General features: G+C 43.6%; 15 protein-coding genes. 8 read left to right on the forward strand and 7 right to left on the reverse strand.

All coding sequences use genetic code 11. The features are described from left to right. The first annotated feature begins 53 nt into the window (after window positions 1-53). A complete protein-coding gene (locus AAC006_RS03445) occupies window positions 54-1,793 on the forward strand; it encodes an LA2681 family HEPN domain-containing protein (RefSeq protein WP_339890679.1) in 1,740 nt (579 codons plus the stop codon). A gap of 359 nt (window positions 1,794-2,152) precedes the next feature. Here the strand turns inward: AAC006_RS03445 and AAC006_RS03450 are convergent, their stop codons facing one another. Continuing rightward, entirely contained in the window at window positions 2,153-3,913 is a 1,761-nt protein-coding gene (locus tag AAC006_RS03450; protein WP_126872448.1) for an acyl-CoA dehydrogenase family protein, read from the reverse strand. 245 nt (window positions 3,914-4,158) lie between these two features. On the opposite strand from AAC006_RS03450, the gene AAC006_RS03455 reads away from it, so the two are divergent. Together AAC006_RS03455 and AAC006_RS03460 are read left to right on the forward strand one after the other, a co-directional pair. Further along, window positions 4,159-4,908: an SDR family oxidoreductase gene (locus tag AAC006_RS03455; RefSeq protein ID WP_126872449.1), complete on the forward strand. Its 750-nt coding sequence runs from the start codon at window positions 4,159-4,161 to the stop codon at window positions 4,906-4,908. Further along, window positions 4,905-5,774 carry an amidohydrolase family protein gene (locus tag AAC006_RS03460; RefSeq protein ID WP_126872450.1) on the forward strand — a complete coding sequence of 290 codons (870 nt, stop codon included), beginning with the start codon at window positions 4,905-4,907 and terminating at the stop codon, window positions 5,772-5,774. Before AAC006_RS03455 ends, AAC006_RS03460 begins: the two co-directional genes overlap by 4 nt. A gap of 96 nt (window positions 5,775-5,870) precedes the next feature. Here AAC006_RS03460 and AAC006_RS03465 read toward each other — a convergent pair whose 3' ends face one another. The 5 genes from AAC006_RS03465 to AAC006_RS03485 all read right to left on the reverse strand — a co-directional run bounded on the left by AAC006_RS03465 (window position 5,871) and on the right by AAC006_RS03485 (window position 10,224). Further along, window positions 5,871-6,224 carry a hypothetical protein gene (locus AAC006_RS03465; protein ID WP_126872451.1) on the reverse strand — a complete coding sequence of 118 codons (354 nt, stop codon included), beginning with the start codon at window positions 6,222-6,224 and terminating at the stop codon, window positions 5,871-5,873. Beyond that, the gene (locus AAC006_RS03470) at window positions 6,221-7,507 is read right to left on the reverse strand and encodes a hypothetical protein (RefSeq protein ID WP_126872452.1); all 1,287 of its coding nucleotides are present in this window, start codon (window positions 7,505-7,507) and stop codon (window positions 6,221-6,223) included. Before AAC006_RS03470 ends, AAC006_RS03465 begins: the two co-directional genes overlap by 4 nt. A gap of 61 nt (window positions 7,508-7,568) precedes the next feature. Beyond that, window positions 7,569-8,753, reverse strand: coding sequence for a mandelate racemase/muconate lactonizing enzyme family protein (locus AAC006_RS03475; RefSeq protein ID WP_057793892.1), 1,185 nt, complete (start codon window positions 8,751-8,753; stop codon window positions 7,569-7,571). Window positions 8,754-8,818: 65 nt separating this feature from the next. Further along, complete coding sequence (locus AAC006_RS03480; RefSeq protein WP_126872453.1) at window positions 8,819-9,586, reverse strand: class II aldolase/adducin family protein; 768 nt, start codon at window positions 9,584-9,586, stop codon at window positions 8,819-8,821. 116 nt (window positions 9,587-9,702) lie between these two features. Beyond that, entirely contained in the window at window positions 9,703-10,224 is a 522-nt protein-coding gene (locus AAC006_RS03485; RefSeq protein ID WP_126872454.1) for an NUDIX hydrolase, read from the reverse strand. A gap of 145 nt (window positions 10,225-10,369) precedes the next feature. Between AAC006_RS03485 and AAC006_RS03490 the strand changes: the two genes are divergently transcribed. The 5 genes from AAC006_RS03490 to AAC006_RS03510 all read left to right on the forward strand — a co-directional run bounded on the left by AAC006_RS03490 (window position 10,370) and on the right by AAC006_RS03510 (window position 18,465). Next, window positions 10,370-11,431, forward strand: coding sequence for an efflux RND transporter periplasmic adaptor subunit (locus AAC006_RS03490; RefSeq protein WP_126872455.1), 1,062 nt, complete (start codon window positions 10,370-10,372; stop codon window positions 11,429-11,431). A 3-nt stretch (window positions 11,432-11,434) separates the two neighbouring features. Then, window positions 11,435-14,545 (forward strand): efflux RND transporter permease subunit, encoded by a 3,111-nt coding sequence (locus AAC006_RS03495; RefSeq protein WP_339890685.1) that lies wholly within the window; start codon window positions 11,435-11,437, stop codon window positions 14,543-14,545. Window positions 14,546-15,074: 529 nt separating this feature from the next. Beyond that, the gene (locus tag AAC006_RS03500) at window positions 15,075-15,479 is read left to right on the forward strand and encodes a phosphate ABC transporter substrate-binding protein (protein ID WP_126872457.1); all 405 of its coding nucleotides are present in this window, start codon (window positions 15,075-15,077) and stop codon (window positions 15,477-15,479) included. A 32-nt stretch (window positions 15,480-15,511) separates the two neighbouring features. After that, entirely contained in the window at window positions 15,512-16,693 is a 1,182-nt protein-coding gene (locus AAC006_RS03505; protein ID WP_126872458.1) for a topoisomerase IV, read from the forward strand. Window positions 16,694-16,845: 152 nt separating this feature from the next. Further along, window positions 16,846-18,465, forward strand: coding sequence for a methyl-accepting chemotaxis protein (locus tag AAC006_RS03510; RefSeq protein ID WP_126872459.1), 1,620 nt, complete (start codon window positions 16,846-16,848; stop codon window positions 18,463-18,465). Between the two features lie 253 nt (window positions 18,466-18,718). Here AAC006_RS03510 and rpoD read toward each other — a convergent pair whose 3' ends face one another. After that, entirely contained in the window at window positions 18,719-20,545 is a 1,827-nt protein-coding gene (gene rpoD / locus AAC006_RS03515) for an RNA polymerase sigma factor RpoD (RefSeq protein ID WP_013785437.1), read from the reverse strand. Window positions 20,546-20,729 lie beyond the last annotated feature (184 nt).

Below are 20,729 nucleotides of genomic sequence, written 5' to 3' on the forward strand. Positions count from 1 at the left end.
TTTAATAAGCGAATAAATATATAATACGTGATCGATATTAATAAGAGGTTATTATGGAACTTACTGAGAATGTGCTCATCGATGATTCTGCACTCGACCTTTTCAACTTGCGTGTGGATGAACTGACAGACGATAACGATGTTGAGGGAATGCAAAATTTCATATCAACGTTTGATATGTTCACGCCAGTATTTGAAGACGATTTTAGAGAAGCCGAGTTTAACTATATGCTTGGCAATGCTTACTCTTTGCTCAATGTGCCACAGCAAAAAGAGTGGTTCAGTCCTGAACTAAACAAAGTCATTATTCATTTCAAAAAAGCGCTTAGTTTGCTCAAAAAGCGCAACATTGATGATATTTATCAAATTACTCTTGAGTCTCAAATATCGACAAATTTAGGTAATTATCTTTCACAACAAGGTCGCTTTATGTGCGCCAAAAAATTTTGGCAACGTGGCATTCTATTGAATAATCAGCCCATTGCTCATACTGCTATGTATCAAAGTGAGCGATATATTGCTCACTATTCACAACACGACATACCAAAAGCACATTATCACTATTATTTAGCATACCAAAGCTTAAAAAGTCGCCTAAAGCTACCTAATGATCCAATTAAATTTAACGATAGTTGTTTGATTTTTAGTAATGAATGGACAGAAACTTTTAAAAGTTGGTTTGAAAAAAATTTTGATGAGAGTGAATTTGAACGGTTCTATGAACCTTATGATAAGCGCGAACTGAACGAGAAAGAGATCGACTATTTAGCATGGTGCAGTGATAATCAATTGTTCATTGATGAATTGGAGGTAAGTGAATTGAGGTATGCTAGGCACCCCGATTCTTTATCCTTACCCCCGATATCATCGAAGCTCAACCTTACTTTGTCACATAGTGAGGAATTGGTTTATCACGCTAACTTTGATGAGATAAAGAACGATTTTTGCTACGCAAGGCATTTGATCTTTACAGCGTTGGATACTGATAATGATGAACAAAGTTTTTTCAATAGTACGTTCCAAAAGATCGATGATATGACTTATTGTATCGATAATATCAAAGCTCAAAACTTAAAATCAGCGTTCAAGATTCTATATTCTCTATTCGACAAAATCGCTTATTTCATCAATCACTTTTACGACTTAAATGCGCTCGAAAAAGATAGGAAAATTAGCTTTGAAAGCTTGTTCAAAAAACTTGGTTCAAATAAGCAATGGCAACCACACCCGAAACTCGCAGAAAGTAAGAACCAGTTTTTACACGCTCTGTTTTACATATTGAAAGACTTACGAGACATAAACGATCAAGAATCTGTTTCGGATTGGCTCAACCCTGAACTCACTAAAATCTGTGAGATTAGAAACTTCATTGAACATCGTTCATTTAAGATAATTGATGAGCTTTACGCTGACCTCGTGTCAGCAACCAGTGTCGAGCAAATGCAGATTCAACACTTAAAAGAAGAAAAAGAACAATACAGAAACGAATGCAAGGCATTAATTCCATTGATTAAACAATACAAGGCTACAGAGAGGTATCAAGAGTTGGTTGATCAGAAAAATGAGTTAGAAGAGGAAATCACCAATATAGATAGTCAGTTATATGAAAAAACAAAACGCTCGCAGCATACTCTTATGATGACTGAAAAAGACTTTACTACTCAGTTAATGACACTAGCTGAGCTTGTTAGAAACTCTATTATTTACCTTTCTTTTTCTATCAATTATGAAGAGCAGAATAAGCCAAAGAACGATAACGGCTTTGTATGGAAAAGAGAAGTTCCAATTAAGTGAATTACAACCGTATAAGAAGCTCTTTAACATGCTTTTTTAATAATTCGATGGTCAAGAAAAATCATAAACGCCTAGCGAGTAGTGAGCTGTGCGAGCGTCAGGAGTGGCTTTATTATTTTACTTTACCATCATTTCCCTTAAGTACCCTTTTGGCAGGGTGATGGTTTCACGCAGTGATGCCATCGCCTTGCTAAGCCTTCAGGGATAAAAAAAGCGTACACACTAATATACATAGTATGTACGCTTTAAATATCAACAATAAGCATCGTCAGTAAAGGGTTGTCACTCACTCACATGCAAATAGACATGGTTTTTACTGTATACTCTTCTTGGGCGGTTTTTTAGCTTTACCTGCTTGATTAAATGTAATCAAACTCACTGCCGGATACGGCTAACGTGCTTTCATAGCCTGCTGAATACGCTTGTTTGTGCGCATTGCGACGAGGCAATATACGTTGCATGTAGAAATCACGGGTTTTCTGCTTAGAAGAAGCTAGCACAGCATTATCTGTACTCGCCGCTTTATCTGCCATGCTGTACCAAAGCACACCAATTAGCGAGTAGGCAGAATAGGCTAAGTAATCTGCCGCCGCCGCCGCTGCTGTGGTGCTATCCATACCTAGGCAGTCAGCCGATGATGCGCGCCAATCGTCAAGTAAGCCTTGCGCCAGCCCTTTGTTTTCAGCATCACTAATATCAGCAACTAGCTCAGCAAACGCTTGGTAAGTGGCTTCCATCATTTGCCCGCCATCACGGGTTAATTTACGGCCAATTAAATCTAATGCCTGAATACCGTTGGTGCCTTCATACAACATGGCGATACGAACATCACGCATCAATTGCTCCATGCCCCATTCACGGATAAATCCATGGCCACCAAAAACTTGCACCCCAATGCTGGTAGTTTCAAGGCCCATATCTGTCATGTAGGCTTTGCAGATTGGCGTAAGAAACTGCAGCACTTTATCTGCATTTTCTTTTTCTTCGTCAGTGCCTAATTTTTCGATATCCATGAACTTTGCGTATAGCAAAGACAGCGCGCGGCTACCTTCAATTTGTGATTTTTGCGTAAGTAGCATACGGGCTACATCAGGCTGAAATACAATAGGATCGGCTTTGCCATCAGGATTTTGAACACCTTGAGGCGCACGAGATTGAACACGCTCACGGGCATATGTTAGCGCACCTTGGTAAGAAGCTTCAGCAGCGCCTAAACCTTGTAAACCGACTTGGAAACGTGCGTCATTCATCATGGTGAACATGCAGGCTAAGCCTTGGTTTTCTTCACCCACTAACCAGCCTGTCGCGTCGTCAAAGTTCATCACACAGGTTGGGCTCGCTTTAATACCCATCTTGTGTTCAATGCTGCCCACAGATAAAGAGTTTGCAGTGCTTGGCTCGTTATTTTCATCAAGCATTAGCTTAGGCACTAAAAACAAGCTAATGCCTTTTACGCCCTTAGGCGCATCGGGTAGGCGTGCAAGTACCAAGTGAATAACATTGCTGCTCCAGTCTTGATCGCCAGCAGTAATAAAGATTTTATTACCTGTTACTTTATAGCTTCCGTCACCTTGCGGTTCAGCCTTAGTGCTCAGTAAGCTAAGGTCGGTACCCGCATGAGGTTCGGTTAAGTTCATTGTACCTGTCCACTCACCGCTGATGAGTTTAGCGAGATACTTATCTTTCAATTCCTTGCTAGCATGTTTAGTGACCGCCAAAGTGGCACTTTCTGTCAGCATAGTTGTTAAACGCCAGCTTAGGTTTGCGGCATTTAGCATTTCATGTACAGGCACCGCCATGGTGTAGGGAAGTTCCTGTCCATCATATTCTGCCGTACCCAACATGGCGTTCCAGCCATTTGCTACGTACTCTTGATAAGCGTCGGCGAAGCCTTTCGGTGTGGTGACTTTCCCGTCTTCCAGCTTACAGCCTTCTTCATCACCTTCACGGTTTAATGGTGCTACAACATCAATGGCGAATTTAGCGCCTTGCGCAATAATTTCGTTGGCCAGTTCGCTATCAAAATCGCTGATACCCAATTTTTCATAGTGGGCATCTAGGCCTAACCAGTCCTTAAGTAAGAACTGAAAATCGGTAGTAGGGGCGTGGTACAGAGGCATAGAAGACTCCCTTTTCAAACAAGTGTTTTAATTTTGCCACATTATAGACACAAAAAGCATAGACAGAGTAGCCCGTTAAGGGAAAGTTAATGAAAAATAATATGGCTGTATTTGCACAACAACTGTTCAATGCCTTTAAATTTAAACCACAGGGGCATCATAATCTGTGGCAAAGCTTGCTTTTCAATAGCTCGCTGGCATCCTATAACTATAGTTAATTCCATGCATTAAGAAGTAGAGTACTCATGAACCACGGGCAATCAGTTTGTGTCGTTACCGGCGGAAGTTTAGGAATAGGGTTAGCGGTTTGTAATACCTTTAGTGAAAATGACTACCGAGTGATAAACCTGGATGTAAGAGATTTTGACGACACACCAACTAACGCTGAATGGGTGGCTTGTGATGTTAGCAACGTGGAACAAGTGCGACATGCTATCGATAATATTGCCGTAAAATATGGTCGTATAGATGCGTTGGTGTGTAATGCAGGTATGCACGTGTCGGCAACCATTGAAGACACCGATGAAGCACTACTCGATAAGATAATGAGCCTAAACATTAAAGGCGCGTATGGGGCAATTAAAGCGTCACTGCCTATCATGAAAGTTCAAAAAAGTGGGGCTATTGTGGTGATGGGATCCGATCAGTGTTTTGTCGGTAAGCAGAACTCTTTTGCCTATGGTTTAACAAAGTCTGCCTTAGCGTCTATGGCTAAAACCACGGCACTGGATTATGCCCCTTTTAATATTAGAGCTAACGCGGTATGCCCGGGTACGATTGAAACGCCCTTATTTCACCACGCCATAGATAAATATGTGGCAGCATCAGGGGCCGATAAAACCGCAGTTGTAGCCCAAGAGGCCGCTGAGCAACCAATTGGTCGTATTGGCCAGCCCGAAGATGTGTCTGAACTGGTGTATTTTCTTTGCAGTGAAAAAGCGACCTTCATTACCGGAAGCTTACACGCTGTCGACGGCGGTTATACCGCCAAGTGAATATCGTCGATGGTCATCTACATTTTTTTGCCCTTGAGGCGGGTGATTACCACTGGCTTAAGCCGCAAAGTCCGCCGTATTGGCGCGACAAGCAAGCCATTGCATCGTCATGTGATGAAAGAAGCTTAACACTTTCTAGCGGTCACACTCTTGCAGGCTACGTGCATGTTGAAGCAGGGTTCGACAATGAACGTCCTTGGCGTGAGATCCGGTATTTAGAACAACGAGCCCAACTGCCGTTTAAAAGCGTTGCCAGTATCGATTTGTGTAGTGAGCGGACCTTATCTGATATTCAAACATTGGCAGGGTTTTCTTCAGTAGCGGGGCTTCGCCATATATTAGATGAACAAGCTGGCTTTATATTAACCCACCCTAAAACAAAACATGCCCTTAAGCGTAGTAGCGAATATGGATTTTCATTCGATGCCCAACTGGATGTGGGTGACGGCAAGGCGGTAAGAGCGTTATTAAAGTTATTAGAGGCATTGCCCGCACTTTCAGTCATTATTAATCACGCAGGTTCAGCGCTGTTAGGCTCTGACGTTACGGCTACCTACCTTAAGCAGTGGCGAATTAATATGAAAGCACTCGCTCAGTGTTCTCGGGTGGCAGTAAAACTCTCAGGGTGGGAAATGCAATGCAGAGACTGGCATTGGCGCAGTGCGCAAAGTATTGTCGTGGAAACGGTAGCTATATTTGGCGTGTCGCGAGTAATGTTAGCAAGTAATTTTCCACTATCTAACTGGCGCCACAGTTATCAAGCGCTTTGGCTGCAATATGAAAAAATGCTGGCGCAGTTTACCCTTGAAGAAAAATGCAGCCTGTTGGCAAACAATACCGCCCGTTGGTATGGCCTAAATATATAAACGACTAATGTCAGCCATTATTTCAAGCGATAGTGCTACGCCGCTAGCTTGCAGCCAAGGGCTTACACCCAAGAGCGGGCACCCTTAAGCCGCTTTTTAGTCGATAAGTTGATGGTGGGCGGCCACTGTCTGGCTTTCAATATGAATAAAGCTAAATTCTGCGCTTTGCTGCTTTTTCAATATAGTGAGGAAGGCACGAAGCTCATCCACAAAGCGCTCTGCTTTATCTGGCATTACCGCGCACCACACACACAGTGACTTCTCGGTAATTAAATTGGCGTCGTAACGAGGTTTGAATTCGCACGCGTCTTCACGCCAAGACCCTTCACAATCAATGTGCGTGCATCCACCATAATAGGTCGATAAATATTCGTTTAACGCTTCTTTCACTGGTTCGTAAGCGTGTGTGCCTGGTGTCAATATAATGGTAAATTTTGTGCGCTTATTCATTTGTTCTTCGCAAATAGTAAGGCCATTAACAGCACCGCTATTAAGGCTAGGTTAACTGTATTTTCAGATGACATTAGCGAGAATATATCGTAGATACCCCACGTTGAATCATGCTTCACAGATTGTGATGCGGCGACAAAGTTGTTGGTAATATCTACCAAAGAAATACCCCCAATTAGCATGAGTATCACTTCAATCGATTTATTTATAGCACGATTAAGTTGGTTTTCGTAACTTGATATGGCGTTATTAATATAAGCTGCCCTATCAAGCAAACTCTCTTCTACGGCATTAATTTCCCATGCATCTATGAGTGCGTTCGCGAGTGGCTTTCGACTTCCTTGCAGGCCTCGAAGCGAATCACAAAACTCCAATCGAATATACGCTAGGGTTCTAATTGAAACCATGCGCTGGATCAATTTTTCAAGGGCTTTTCTGCGCCGCCCCGACGACAGTGCTTTAAGCGATTGCAGCTGATGGTAGGCGTTGCTCATCGATTGTTGATAGGCATACAACATCGCATTGTAATGCTGAAGCAAAAACAGAACCCGCCGGTTATCCAACGACAGTGCAATATCATTGTTTAAAAATAGGCAATTTCCCGAACGAAAGAAAGCCTCATTGTTCTCGTAGTTGCTAGGCGGACATTCATGAATAATTGAGAACACCTGTGTGGCTTCTTCGGCAGATTCTGGAACGCGAGTAATATAACAACGTCCGGTCCACAATACCGCGTCACTGTCGGTGAGTTCAGAGGTCAATAATTTACAGCGTTTACTCAGCGTATCGAAGGTGGTGTTTAGCAAGTTAATCATGACACCGCCTGCCGCTTGTAAAATTAAAGACAGGCTTTGTTCAATATCTCTGTTTTCAATCTTTTGCCAACATAGAGTGAGTTGTTCCTGAGATGAGGGTGCCAATGTAGCTTGTAAGGTAGCAATGCCTGTTTGATATAAGCGTAAATTTAAACCTTGAAGCTTAAGGCCTATTTCTTCTAGGGTTGAAAATGCATGTTGAAAAGCTGGACTTTCATGATCGACTTCAAGTTTTACCAATGGGGTAAACATGGGGCTTAATAAGTCAGAATCGGTAGATACATAGCCCATGTCCAGTTTACTTTCTTGATTAAGTACCCAATCTTGGCTGTGCATGACTTCTTCAACTTTGCTGGTTAAAGACGGCGTAAGCGCACTGAATTTACGGGTTAACGCGATAGGCGTATACGTAACAATAGAGACGGGCGGCGAGCACAACAAAGCCGATGGGGAAGCCGAGGCTGACATACTTCTTCTTATCCTTGAAAACAGGCGGGGCAAAAATCATTGCCCCAATCTAAGCGTTTCGTTATTTAAGTTCTGTTACAGTCATATGAGGCGAGCGGTAAACAATCTCGTCATTTAAGTCGATACCTAATCCAGGAGTGTCTGGCGCTTCAATAAAGCCATTTACAGGTTGTGGGTCTTGTAAACAAAGCTCACGGTTCCAGTCTTTAATGGCGTAAGTGTGATGTTCGTGAATTAAGAAGTTAGGTATTGCGGTTTCTAAGTGCAAACTGGCTGCGGTCGCTACAGGTCCGCCACATACATGGGCTTGAATGCGCACGTCATAGATGTCGGCGTAATCACATACTTTTTTCGCTTCAGTAAACCCGCCACACAAGCCTACGTCAGGCTGCAGTACATCAATAGATTGGTCTTCTAAATAAGGGCGCACGTCCCAGCGATGATACAAGCGTTCACCACCAGCAATCGGTACGTTTACATTTTTAGCCACTTTATCGTGTAGTTTTGAATTTAAGTAATTTACGGGCTCTTCGTAATACAAGCAGCCAATTTCTTCAACAATGTCGCCAAGCTGTATGGCGGTAGATGCCCCTAACAAGCTGTGGCATTCAAAAATAATATCGCCGTCTTCACCCATGGTGTCGCGTATAGCTTGTAAGCGAGCTTTAAATAATTTTAATTCTGGCTTAGAGAAAAGTTTAGTGCGATCGAAATGTGTCACGCCATCTTTATCGTAAACAATAGGGTCTACTTTTACCGCATCGTAGCCGTCTTTTAATGCTTTTTCGGTAGCGCGTGCATAGTCTGCAGGATCGTTAAGCTTGGTGACTTCTTTATCCCAGTCGAATTGCAATTGGCTAGCATAACTGCGCAGTTTACCGTTGGTTTTTCCACCCAGCAGTTCGTAAACGGGCAAGCCTAGAGCTCTGCCTTTAATGTCCCAAAGTGCAGTATCAATGGCACTCATTGCTGCATAAATAACAGGTCCGCCACCTAAGCCCCAAAAGCCTTCACGTAGCATACGCGACCACAATAGCTCAGTGTGAAATGGGTTGAAGCCAATAAGCATGGCTTCAGCAATTTCCTTTATCATGTGCGCTGCCGCACTATGTCCCCAATCGTAAGCTAAGCCCGCTTCACCCACACCGACAATGCCTTCATCCGTGTATACTCGCACAAAAACAGGATTCCACGCTGGGCGCTTAGGGCACTCAATATCGAATATTTCTACTTTGGTTACTTTCATTATTACTTCTCTATTGTCTGTTTGTAGTCGCTGCTAGCGGCACTGGCAACGACGCTTAAAAGGGTTTATTCACAAAAGCCAGGGTCAAGCTTATAGGCTTTTCTTAGCATGGCGGGCCAGGCCTTCTGGCCGCCGGTTTCACCACTGTGAACCACGCTGGCTTGCTGATAAATACCGTCGATAATAGGCTGGGGTATATCAATAACCTCTTCATTCGACTGCATGAGTGCCAGCTGAATTTCACAGGCTCTTTGTAAATCATAAAAGCGCATGAATGCATCACCTACGGTGGGGCCTACTGTTAGCCCTCCATGATTAGGCAGTAGCATATGATTGGTATCGCCCAAATCATTTTGTAGTCTTTTCTTTTCACTGTCGTTTACTGCTAAGCCTTCGTAACTATGGTACGACAACGAGGGAAGTGAAAATAAAGAATACTGGCTCCAAGGCTTTAACCCACCTTTTACCGATGCCACTGAAATGGTGGCGAGTGTATGCAAATGAATAACGCATAGTGCATCGTGACGAACTTCGTGAATGGCACTATGGATAGTAAATCCAGCTGGGTTTATTTGATAAGGTGAATCATCAAGAATGTTACCTTCAAGGTCTACTTTGACAAGGTTCGACGCTGTCACTTCGTCAAACCCTAAACCAAAGGCGTTAACTAAGTAATGGTCGGTACCGGGGACTTTAGCCGAAATATGCGTATAGATAAGGTCGCCCCAACGCATATCAGCAACCAGTCGATAGCATGCAGCTAAATCGACGCGGGTTTGCCATTCTATTTCAGACACTTTGCCTTTAAGGCTAAGAGGAGCTAATGAATACACGGCCTGTCTCCTAAATATCGTAGGCTAAACATGAAGATAATGATGGCTTAATGCCTTCTGATATCAGCGGGTAGTCAAATTACCAAAGCAAGGGCATTGGCACAACTACTCACACATTATTCTTGCTGGGACTGGCTCACTTTAATTTTATTAAAGCTATCGCGAAACGCAATAAGGTCATCAGGAAAGCGAAGTTCGATATGAGTAAGTAAAAAGGGATCGGCTTGTACTAATTCAATCACTTCTAGTTTTGCCCATGGCGGCGCATCAAACACATCTGGCAAGTGTTCTACCCCAGCGTTTAATGTACACTCAAATAGCGCAAGACCGTTTTGTGTAACGGCCAGTTTTTCACCGACCTCGACATTGAAACCTGTTTCTTCCCATGTTTCTCTGTGGGCTGCGCAAACTAATGATTCGCCATCTTTTTTTCCACCACCGGGAAAATCTAGACGATTTGAAAGGCGATGTTTAATCAAAAGCGCTTTGTTTTGCACCTTAATGATGCATGCTGCGGCACTTTGAGTATGCTCATCGTTATTCGTGCTTCGGCAAAAAGGCGCTTCAGGCACCGTCTTTGTACATCCAAAAAGCGTTAAAACTACCAAAATGGATGATAAGCGAAAATTGATACTCATTAGTTTGGGTAAAATACTATTCAGAAAAAATTAATAATAATAAAAACGTAGATAAAGGTTTTAGTTTGAACGCGACCCTGAATCTCGTTAATGCACCAACTTGGTTACTTTATCACGTGGTGCCTATTTACCAATAGGAAAGGTTATGTCTTCACGCAAATTACTATCTCCATTACTAATAGGGGCTTTATTGTTAGCGGCTGTGGTTGTCTATTTAAACTTGCCCGCAGAAAAAGAGGTGAAAAAAGGCGGTCCTTTAGCCACAACAGTGAAAACCATATTGGTAGAGCAAGGCGCAATGGCGATTACTATTGAAGCCCTTGGCACTGCCAGAGCGAATGAATCGATAGCGGTCACTGCACAAGTTACCGAAACCGTACGCTCAGTTAACTTCGAAGATGGCGATAGTGTGAAAGCTGGCCAAGTGCTTATTCAGCTAAACAACAATGAAGAGTTGGCTCGGGTTGCTGAATTACGCGCCAATATTGATGAAGCAAAGCGCCAATACACCCGTATTTTTAACTTACGTGAATCTAGCGCCGCATCTGAGCAACTGCTTGATGAACAACAAGCACGGGTAAAAGGATTAGAAGCGCAATTAGACATCGCTGAAGCACAGGTTGATGATTTGCAAATTCGCGCGCCATTTTCAGGTGTGCTGGGCGCACGACAAGTCAGCATTGGCTCATTGGTGCAGCCCGCTGGCGTTATAACTACCCTTGATGATATTAGCGTAGTCAAAGTTGATTTCAGTATTGCCGAAAATCAATTGGCGAGTGTAGCGAAAGGTCAAAAGGTTTCTGCTACATCGGTGGCCTATCCTGATGAAGTGTTTAGCGGAAAAATCACTCATATTGATACCCGATTAGATCCCATCAGCCGCGCTATTAGCGTACGCGCAATTATTGACAACAAAGACCAACGATTGCGCCCAGGCATGTTACTTACCATCGTGGTTGAAAAGCGTGTGCTTGATACGCTTATTCTTCCTGAGAAAGCCTTGGTGCCAGTGCAAGATATTCAATATGTGTATGTGGTAGAAGACGACGTTGCCCATCAGCGTGAAGTGGTGATTGGCGAGCGCCGACCTGGTATTGTTCAAATTGTGTCAGGCCTTAAAGCTGGTGACGAAGTGATAACAGAAGGCACGCTTAGAGTGCGCGACCAGTCTGCTGTTAACGTTCTTAACCGTAACAACGAGGGTTAAGCCATGTTGTTATCTGACATTTCAGTAAAAAGGCCAGTATTTGCAACGGTTATCAACCTGCTGCTGATTATATTTGGTGTGGTCGCCATTTCCATGCTGGCCCTTCGTGAATACCCAGACATTGACCCGCCTATTGTATCGGTTTCAACCAAATACACGGGCGCATCGGCCAATATTGTTGAAACTCGCATTACTCAATTACTCGAAGATAGAATTTCGGGTATTGAGGGGATTAAAAATATTACCTCAGCGTCCACTAATGGCCGTTCTGATATCACCATAGAATTTAAACTATCTCGAGATATCGACGCTGCCGCCAACGATGTGCGAGAGCGAGTGAGTAGGGCGTTAAATAACCTGCCTGATCAGGCCGATCCCCCAGAAGTGTCAAAGGCCGATTCCGATCAAAGCGCTATTGTTTGGTACAACTTACGCAGTACGAATCTTAACACCATGGAGCTTACCGACTACGCAGAACGCTTCTTGGTAGACCGCTTATCGGTAGCCGATGGGGTCGCCCGGGTTCAAATTGGTGGTGGTCGTCGCTATGCCATGAAAGTATTTCTTGATAGAAACGCCATGGCAGCTCGGGGAATTACCGTAACCGATGTTGAAAGTGTTATTAGTTCTGAAAATGTCGAACTTCCTGCCGGTGAAGTTGAGTCGCTAGATAGAAACTTTGAAGTGCGTGTAGCGCGTACTTTTTTATCGCCAGAAGACTTTGCCGCCCTAACGGTTGCAGTAGGAGACGATGGATACCTTGTTCGCTTAGGTGAAATTGCGAATGTGGAATTGGCGGCTGAAGACGACGAAACCGAGTTCAGAGGCGACGGCGTTAACATGATTGGTTTGGGCATTATAAAGCAGTCAAAAGCTAATACCTTAGATGTTGCACGCTCAGCAAAAGCGCAAATCAGAAAAATTGAAGAAACCTTGCCGGACAATATTTTCATTGTGCCCAGTTATGACTCCTCGGTGTTTATTGAAGCATCGATTAACGAAGTTTATGAAACCCTCGCTATAGCCATGCTTATGGTGGTGATTGTTATTTACCTTTTCTTGGGCAATGTACGCGCCACACTTATTCCCGCGGTCACCGTACCCGTGTCTCTAGTCGCAGCATTTATTGTGATGTATGCATTAGGCTTCTCTATCAACCTACTTACCTTACTGGCCATGGTGTTGGCGATTGGGCTGGTGGTAGATGACGCTATTGTGGTACTTGAGAATATTTCCCGTCGTATAGAAATGGGCGAGCCCCCTATATTAGCCGCTTATCGAGGCGCTAGAGAGGTGGGTTTTGCAGTTATTGCTACTACCCTGGTATTGATTTCTGTATTTGTGCCCTTGGTGTTTTTAGAAGGTAATGTAGGGCGTTTGTTTACTGAGTTTGCCTTAGCTATTGCTGCTGCTGTGGCGTTTTCTAGTTTCACTGCATTAACCCTATCGCCCATGATGGCCTCGAAAATTCTGAAAAAGCGTACCCGTTCAGCAGGATTCGGTGCGTGGATGGATAAGCGTTTTCATGCCCTAGAAAATCGCTATTTCAAAAGCCTAGGAAGTACTATTCACCAGCCGTTTATCATGGTGTTATTGCTGATTGTTTCAGTGGTGGCATTAGTGCAAATATCAGAAAAGTTACCTAGCGAATTTGTGCCAAAAGAAGATCGCGGTAACTTTTATATTTTAATGAATTCGCAAGAAGGGGCTAGTTTCGAAAGCAATGCCGCTAATTTAAAACTTATCGAAGACATTCTAATGCCTTACCGTGAAAGTGGTGAAATAGGCAGATTACTAGTACGTACACCTGGGTTTGGGAATAATGCAGGTATGGCTATTATTGGCTCTGCCGATTGGGATGAACGTGATTTTAGCACCTTCACATTAATGGATGAAATCAGTGCGAAGCTTGATGTCGTGCCAGATGTAAGAGCATTTGCCATCATGCGAAGTGGTATTTCAGGCGCAGGTTTCGGCCGCCCTGTGCAATTCGTGTTGCAAGGTGACACGTACGAGAACTTAGTTGAGTGGCGTGACATCCTAATCGAAAAAGCGTCAGAAAATCGAAAATTAGTTCGAATCGACTCTGACTATAAAGAAACATCACCTCAGTTGTTGGTCAATATAGACAGAGACAGGGCAGCTGATTTAGGTGTGTCTATAAGTGATATTGGCCGTACCTTAGAAGTGATGTTAGGGCAACGTACGGTATCCACATTTTTAGATAGAGGCGAAGAGTACGATGTTATTATCGAGGGTATAGAGGCTGATTTCAGAAGCCCAAATAGTATCGATAATCTTTATGTTCGCTCTTCCAGAAGCGGCGAGCTTATTCCCATGGACAACTTGCTTACTTTCGAAGAGCAGGCAACGTCCTCTCGTTTAAATCGCTATAACCGTATGCGTGCTGTGACCATTTCAGCCAACCTTGCCGGCGACTACACGTTAGGGGAAGGCTTAGCTTACCTCGAGAATATCGTACGCACAGAGCTACCCGACAACGTATCTATCGACTACAAAGGTGAGTCACAGCTTTATCAAGAACAAGGAAATTCATTTATCTATGTGTTCATGCTGGCGCTTGCAGTCACATACTTGATCCTTGCTGCGCAATTTGAAAGCTGGATACACCCGCTAGTCATCATGTTAACTGTACCTCTTGCGCTGATAGGTGCTTTTATTGGCCTCTATTTTGCCGGTATGACACTTAATATTTATAGCCAAATAGGGCTGGTTATGTTGATTGGTCTTGCTGCGAAGAACGGTATTTTGATTGTGGAGTTTGCGAATCAACTTCGCGATGCAGGTATGAACTTCGAAGATGCTCTGCGACGGGCAGCTGCTCAGCGTCTTCGCCCTATCGTTATGACTGGTTTTACGACGGTATTCAGTTCTTTGCCCTTAGTGTTTGCTTCAGGGCCTGGCGCGGAAAGTCGCATGGTTATTGGTATGGTTATCGCTGCAGGCGTGTTGGTTTCAGCATTCATGACCTTATACGTAGTGCCTACCGCTTACAGTTGGCTGGCCCGAAATACAGGCTCACCTCAGCAAAGAACCACTGAGATAGAACGCTTAGAAGTTGAAATTCCCTACCGTAAAGGAGAAGAAAACTAAGTCTGTTTTACTATGAGCAAAAGCGTGTTTATTAAACGCCTATTCAATTCATCTATACGTAGTGAATAACTAAGAAGTATTGAAAAGTTCAAAAAGTCGTACGATATTAAGGTATATGTTTTTATACATTAATATCGTTCGACACTCCTAAGTGAATTTTTTGATCTTCTTGTATGCATTTGATTATATTGGGTTTTATTTATTTTTCCGCTAAGCCTTAATTATTTTCACGTATGAATCAGTGACCCCTACCGTTACGCTTATCCTTTAGTATAGTTGTTTCTACGCCCTTCTTCCCTAAACTGCGCCTACTTTTTAAAGCCAGACTGAACGTACAGAAAGTTTATACGAAAATTTTTTCGTATCTCAGTTGGCAGTTTTTCCAATCCTTGCTAATACTTATCTTAATCTTTAAGCAGGAAGATATCTGTATGAGTAAGCTTAAAAAATAAGCATATCGGTGTTGCGAATTGAAGATTAACGTTCTTAAATCGCGCTACCGAAACAAATACGACTTAGAGGACATGTAATGAAACAGTGGATACTAGCAGCGAGTTTATGCAGCAGCATGGCTTTTGCAGATGTAGCAGTGATAGTTCACCCATCCAATGGTGATGCGTTAGATAAAGATTCAATCAGCCGCCTCTTCCTTAACAAAATGAAAGCTTTTCCAAACGGCACGAAAGCAGTTCCACTAGCACTTGCTGAAGGGCAAGCTGCGACAGATGAATTCAACGGTAAAGTTTTGAATAAATCAGCGTCTCAGCTTACCGCTTTTTGGTCTAAATTAGTTTTTACTGGGAAAGGTCAGCCTCCTAAAGCATTAGGTAGCGACGCCGAGGTGGTTTCAGCTGTTGCTGCAGACCCAGGTGCAATTGGCTATGTAGATGCTGGCTCCGTAGACGGAAGCGTTCGCGTAGTTGCCACTTTTTGATTACACAGTTTAAGAATTTTTAAGGAACGAGCATGAAAACCAAACTTGCCTTTTTGACCGCTGCTAGCCTTTTAGCCGCACCAGCATTTGCAGAAATTCAAATTAACGGCTTCGCTAACTTAATCGGTGGTATGACACTAGATGATGACGAAGCAGTATACGATTACGACAGCGACTTTACCTTTGATCCAGCAAGTGTCTTTGGACTGCAAGTACGTGGCGATGTAAGCGACAAGCTTTCTGCTACGGCGCAGTTAGTAGGCCGTGGTAGTGATGACTACGATGCAAGCTTCGAGTGGGCTTACATGACTTACGTGGTAAATAACAACGTAAGCATTAGTGCGGGTAGAATCCGTTTACCACTGTTCAAATACTCTGCGTCATTAGATGTGGGTTATTCGTACCACTGGTTAACGCCACCTGACTCTGTTTACGGCATCGATTTCAACAACATCGATGGTGTGCGTCTTGACTACAGCACATACTCAGGCGATTGGGAATATGGCGCGCAGTTTACTGTGGGTCGAGTTCAAGCTGATACTTTTATTTCCGGTACACCGGCTGAGCTAGAGTTAGAAAACGTAGTTGCCGTTTCTTTTGAAGCGACACGTGATTGGTTCAGTGCTCGTACTTTACTAGCACGCGGTAAAACCACGGCAGTTAACGAAGATTTTGATACGTTTGTTGCGGGGATGGGACAATTTGGGTCATTCATTCCATCAGCAACTGCTGCCGCAGAAGGGTTCAGCGTAAATGAAGACACAGGTACATTCTTTGAAGTAGCCGTGGCTATTGATAAATATGACTGGTTTGTTGGCGCTGAGTTTACAAAAACAGAAGTAGATGATGCAATCATCGCGTCAAACGAAGCATGGTATGTAACTGCTGGAATGCGCTTTGGTAAATTTACACCTCATATTACTTATGAAGTAGAAGAAGCTGATAATGCTGATCAAGTTGGGCTTGTAGCCGGGCTGCCTAGCATGATTGACACAGGCGATGCAGTAACGGATGCAACATGGTCTGCAATTTACCAAGCGGCTACAGGTATTGCTGCCGACCAAGCACAGGACACTTCTGCTGTTACTTTAGGCCTTCGTTATGATGTAGAGCCAGGATTTGCACTTAAAGCTGGCGTTACTTGGTACAGCGATGACCTAATTGACGCTAACGATGCTACGCTTCTTAGAGTTGGCGCAAACTATACATTCTAATTAGCATTACAGTTGGATGTTTTATAGCCCTGTTCAGCAATGCGCAGGGCTAAGATATTTCTAAAGTTTTTTGAGAAAGTGAAGATATAGAATAACAAAGCCATGTTTTGTGGCCGTGCCTAAAGTAACGTGACGTAATTGGTGAGATAAAAATGAATTTTCTAAAAAAAATGCCCATCGCAACAAAGATTTTCCTGATACCGGGAATTGCTGCATTAAGCTTTATTATTTACCTCTTAATTACGGTTTATGTTGCTTTGAACAATGGCGACACCCTAGAGAAAGTTGAGAAGGTTCAGTTCCCCGCACTTCAATTGTCTGCCTCTACTTTGGTAGATATGCAAAAGGTGAGGGATACATTGAGTAGCGCGGTGACCACAGGCGATCAAGATACATTAAGCGCTGCGAGTGAGTTAGCCTCAGATGCAAAAGCAGGGCTTGATGAGATTAAAGCAATTAGCCCTGAATTCGGTCCTGCAATATCTAAGATTTCCCAGGGGTTTGATGATTACTTCGAAGTGGCTTTCGGTGTATCTCAATCTATGGTTGATGGCACTGCTGATTTTAGCCGTTTAGGTCAATTGTCGTCGCAGATGAATGGCTCATATGACGCCGTTATTGCCTCTATGTCGAATTTTAGAGACGAGCAACAGGCCGCTTTTGTTGAGTCGTTTGAAAGAACCAACGCCGCTAATACCTCACTTATTAGTACCGGTGTGGTAATGACTATCGTCGTCACCTTATTATTGTTTGCTACCGCTGTGCCCATTGTTCGTGGTATCAAGCAAAGCATTGACGATGTAGTGCGCTCGCTTAAAGATATTGCCCAAGAAAACGGTGATTTGACCGTTCGTATCGCAACGAAAAGTGAAGATGAAATTGGTGAATTGGTTTATTGGTTTAACCAGTTCATGGATAAGCTGCAAGGCGTTGTGAAAGATGTGGTTGAGGCAAGTTTGCCGTTATCAAACTTGGCGCAAAACCTTCGCGGCCTAACGGAAGAAACCCAGCGTACTATTGATATTCAACAGCAGTCTGCACAAAACGCCAAACTAGCGGTTGATACAATGAGTGGTTCAGTAGACGGAGTAGCACACAGTGCCGCACAAGCTGCTGCTGATGCTAATGAAGCGACTAGCGCCGCTGGCGAAGGTCGTCAAATAGTACAACAAACCGTTTCTAGTATTCAGCAGTTAGCCGAAAACGTGCGTGAAACCGCTGATGTGATTGGGCGCCTTGAGTCAGATTCTAATAAAGTTGGTTCGGTACTCGACGTGATTAAAGGTATTGCTGAACAAACTAACTTACTGGCACTTAATGCCGCTATTGAAGCTGCTAGAGCCGGCGAGCAAGGGCGTGGTTTCGCCGTTGTTGCTGATGAAGTTCGTACACTAGCATCACGTACCCAACAATCGACTGAAGAAATTCAAAGCACCATTGAGCAGCTACAGAGCGCAGCGCATTCGGCTGTAGAAGTGATGTCTCGCGGTACCGAGCAAGCAACCAATAGTGTTGAAACAGCTAATAAAGCCGGTGTTAGTTTAGAAACGATTACCAGTACAATTGGTCGCATTAATCAAATGAACGAACAGATTGCGCACAACACTGAAGATCAGCGTACAGTGGCGGTAGACATTGTGAGGCATGTTGAAGAGATTCACCAACGTACAGAGCAAACCTCTAGTCGTTCGGGCGAATTAGGTGTGATGTGTAACGAACTTGCCGATTTAGCACAGCATTTAGAACTGATAGCAAAGCAGTTCCGCGTATAACCGCTAACTAAATATAAAAAACGCCCTCAACATTGAGGGCGTTTTTGTATCTGACATTAAGTTGCTATCGGCGAGTAAAAATCACGAAGCTACTGAATAATTAGCGCCGCAAATGGAACGTAATTACTTTGGTAAGTAACCATGTTGGCTGTTGCAAGTGACTATTTTGTGCCACAGCTTAGCGCCAATTCAGATAAAAAAAATCCCCTGGCAAAGCAGGGGATTTTATATTGTTTTATTACTTGCGAGTATTCTACTCGTCTAAGAAGCTTCGTAGCTGCTCAGAGCGGCTAGGATGACGTAGCTTACGCAATGCCTTCGCTTCAATTTGACGAATACGCTCACGGGTAACGTCAAACTGCTTGCCCACTTCTTCAAGTGTATGGTCAGTATTCATGTCGATACCGAAACGCATACGAAGTACCTTCGCTTCACGTGCTGTAAGCCCTGCCAACACTTCTTGTGTTGCGTCTTTAAGGCTACCGCCGGTCGCAGAATCGAGGGGCTGTATAATGGTGCTGTCCTCGATAAAATCACCTAGATGCGAATCTTCATCATCGCCAATTGGCGTTTCCATTGAGATTGGCTCTTTAGCAATTTTCAACACTTTACGAATTTTGTCTTCTGGCATAAGCATGCGTTCAGACAACTCTTCAGGTGTTGGCTCACGACCCATTTCTTGTAGCATTTGACGAGAGATACGATTAAGTTTGTTAATCGTTTCAATCATGTGCACAGGAATACGGATAGTACGCGCTTGGTCGGCAATAGAACGGGTAATTGCCTGACGAATCCACCAGGTAGCATAAGTTGAGAACTTATAACCACGGCGATATTCAAACTTATCTACCGCCTTCATCAGGCCGATGTTACCTTCCTGAATAAGGTCAAGGAACTGCAAACCACGGTTGGTGTATTTCTTAGCAATTGAAATAACCAAACGTAAGTTGGCTTCAACCATCTCTTTCTTCGCACGGCGAGCCTTTGCTTCACCAATTGACATACGACGGTTGATGTCTTTGATATCAGCAATAACCAAACCAGTTTCTTGTTCAACCTGGTTCATCTTGCTAATACAGCGTTCAATTTCTTCTTTATTAACGGCTAATGCGTCAGAATAAGCTGCGTTAGCTTTAATCGCTTTTGTTAACCAAGCAGAAGACGTTTCGTTTCCTGCAAATGCCTTGATGAAATCTTTCTTAGGCATTTTAGCGTTAACAACACAGAACTTCATGACAAGACGTTCTTGGATACGCACTTTGTCCATCATTGAACGCATGTTTTTAACCATACGATCAAATTGCTTAGGCACTAGACGGAATTCTTTGAAGACTTCACTCAATGCATTGATTTGCTCACGAGCGGCGGCATGAGAGCGGCCTTTCTTCTCGATAACGTCACGTGCTTTGATGTATTGATCACGAAGTGCACCAAACTTAGCACGGGCTAATTCAGGATCTACACCGCCTTCATCTTCGTCTTCTTCATCATCGTCATCATCTTCATCTTCCAGTTCTTCTTCTGAAAGTTCAGAGCCGATGTGCGTGGCCGTAGGAGCAAGATCTTGATCATCATTCGGGTCAACAAAACCAGAAATAATGTCGCTAATGCGAATTTCTTCTGCTTCGTACAAGTCCCATTGATCGAGCAAATAGGTGATGGCTTCAGGGTATTCAGCAACAGAGCACTGAACCTGGTTAATACCATCTTCTATACGCTTGGCAATTTCAATTTCGCCTTCACGAGTAAGAAGCTCAACCGTACCCATTTCACGCATATACATACGCACAGGGTCGGTGGTGCGCCCAATTTCGCTTTCTACTGTAGCAAGCGCTTGAGCCGCAGCTTCGGCTGCGTCTTCATCGGCGGTTGCTTCTTGCATGAGAAGTTCGTCTGAATCTGGAGCAGATTCAGAAACTTGAATTCCCATGTCGTTGATCATGCGAATAATATCTTCAATTTGATCAGAATCGACAATATCTTGCGGCAGGTGGTCGTTAACTTCTGCAAAGGTTAAGTAACCTTGCTCTTTACCTTTTGCAATCAGGAGTTTAATCTGAGACTGCTTGCTTTGCGCCATATAACCTACACTTCTCACATTCAATTAGTTTGCAATAGAAATACCCATACCAAAGAGGTATGTACATTATTTCTCTGTAGTACTACTGTTGTATCAATGCCGCTTCCGCTCGGTGTCACGTCATATGAAACGGTGCACACCTGCCCGGGTTTGGTTCTGCCCGTTTTGTTCGGCTTTATAATTG

It is taken from the genome of uncultured Alteromonas sp. (assembly GCF_963976965.1).
GTDB classification, from domain to species: Bacteria; Pseudomonadota; Gammaproteobacteria; order Enterobacterales; family Alteromonadaceae; genus Alteromonas; species Alteromonas naphthalenivorans.

Coding starts and splice junctions, on each gene's coding strand:
- AAC006_RS03455 (WP_126872449.1), top strand. CDS start 4,159: ATGAACCACGGGCAATCAGTTTGTGTCGTTACCGGCGGAAGTTTAGGA.
- AAC006_RS03505 (WP_126872458.1), top strand. CDS start 15,512: ATGAAAACCAAACTTGCCTTTTTGACCGCTGCTAGCCTTTTAGCCGCA.
- AAC006_RS03510 (WP_126872459.1), top strand. CDS start 16,846: ATGAATTTTCTAAAAAAAATGCCCATCGCAACAAAGATTTTCCTGATA.
- AAC006_RS03450 (WP_126872448.1), bottom strand. CDS start 3,913: ATGCCTCTGTACCACGCCCCTACTACCGATTTTCAGTTCTTACTTAAG.
- AAC006_RS03485 (WP_126872454.1), bottom strand. CDS start 10,224: ATGAGTATCAATTTTCGCTTATCATCCATTTTGGTAGTTTTAACGCTT.
- AAC006_RS03490 (WP_126872455.1), top strand. CDS start 10,370: ATGTCTTCACGCAAATTACTATCTCCATTACTAATAGGGGCTTTATTG.
- rpoD (WP_013785437.1), bottom strand. CDS start 20,545: ATGGCGCAAAGCAAGCAGTCTCAGATTAAACTCCTGATTGCAAAAGGT.
- AAC006_RS03495 (WP_339890685.1), top strand. CDS start 11,435: ATGTTGTTATCTGACATTTCAGTAAAAAGGCCAGTATTTGCAACGGTT.
- AAC006_RS03470 (WP_126872452.1), bottom strand. CDS start 7,507: ATGTCAGCCTCGGCTTCCCCATCGGCTTTGTTGTGCTCGCCGCCCGTC.
- AAC006_RS03445 (WP_339890679.1), top strand. CDS start 54: ATGGAACTTACTGAGAATGTGCTCATCGATGATTCTGCACTCGACCTT.
- AAC006_RS03475 (WP_057793892.1), bottom strand. CDS start 8,753: ATGAAAGTAACCAAAGTAGAAATATTCGATATTGAGTGCCCTAAGCGC.
- AAC006_RS03500 (WP_126872457.1), top strand. CDS start 15,075: ATGAAACAGTGGATACTAGCAGCGAGTTTATGCAGCAGCATGGCTTTT.
- AAC006_RS03465 (WP_126872451.1), bottom strand. CDS start 6,224: ATGAATAAGCGCACAAAATTTACCATTATATTGACACCAGGCACACAC.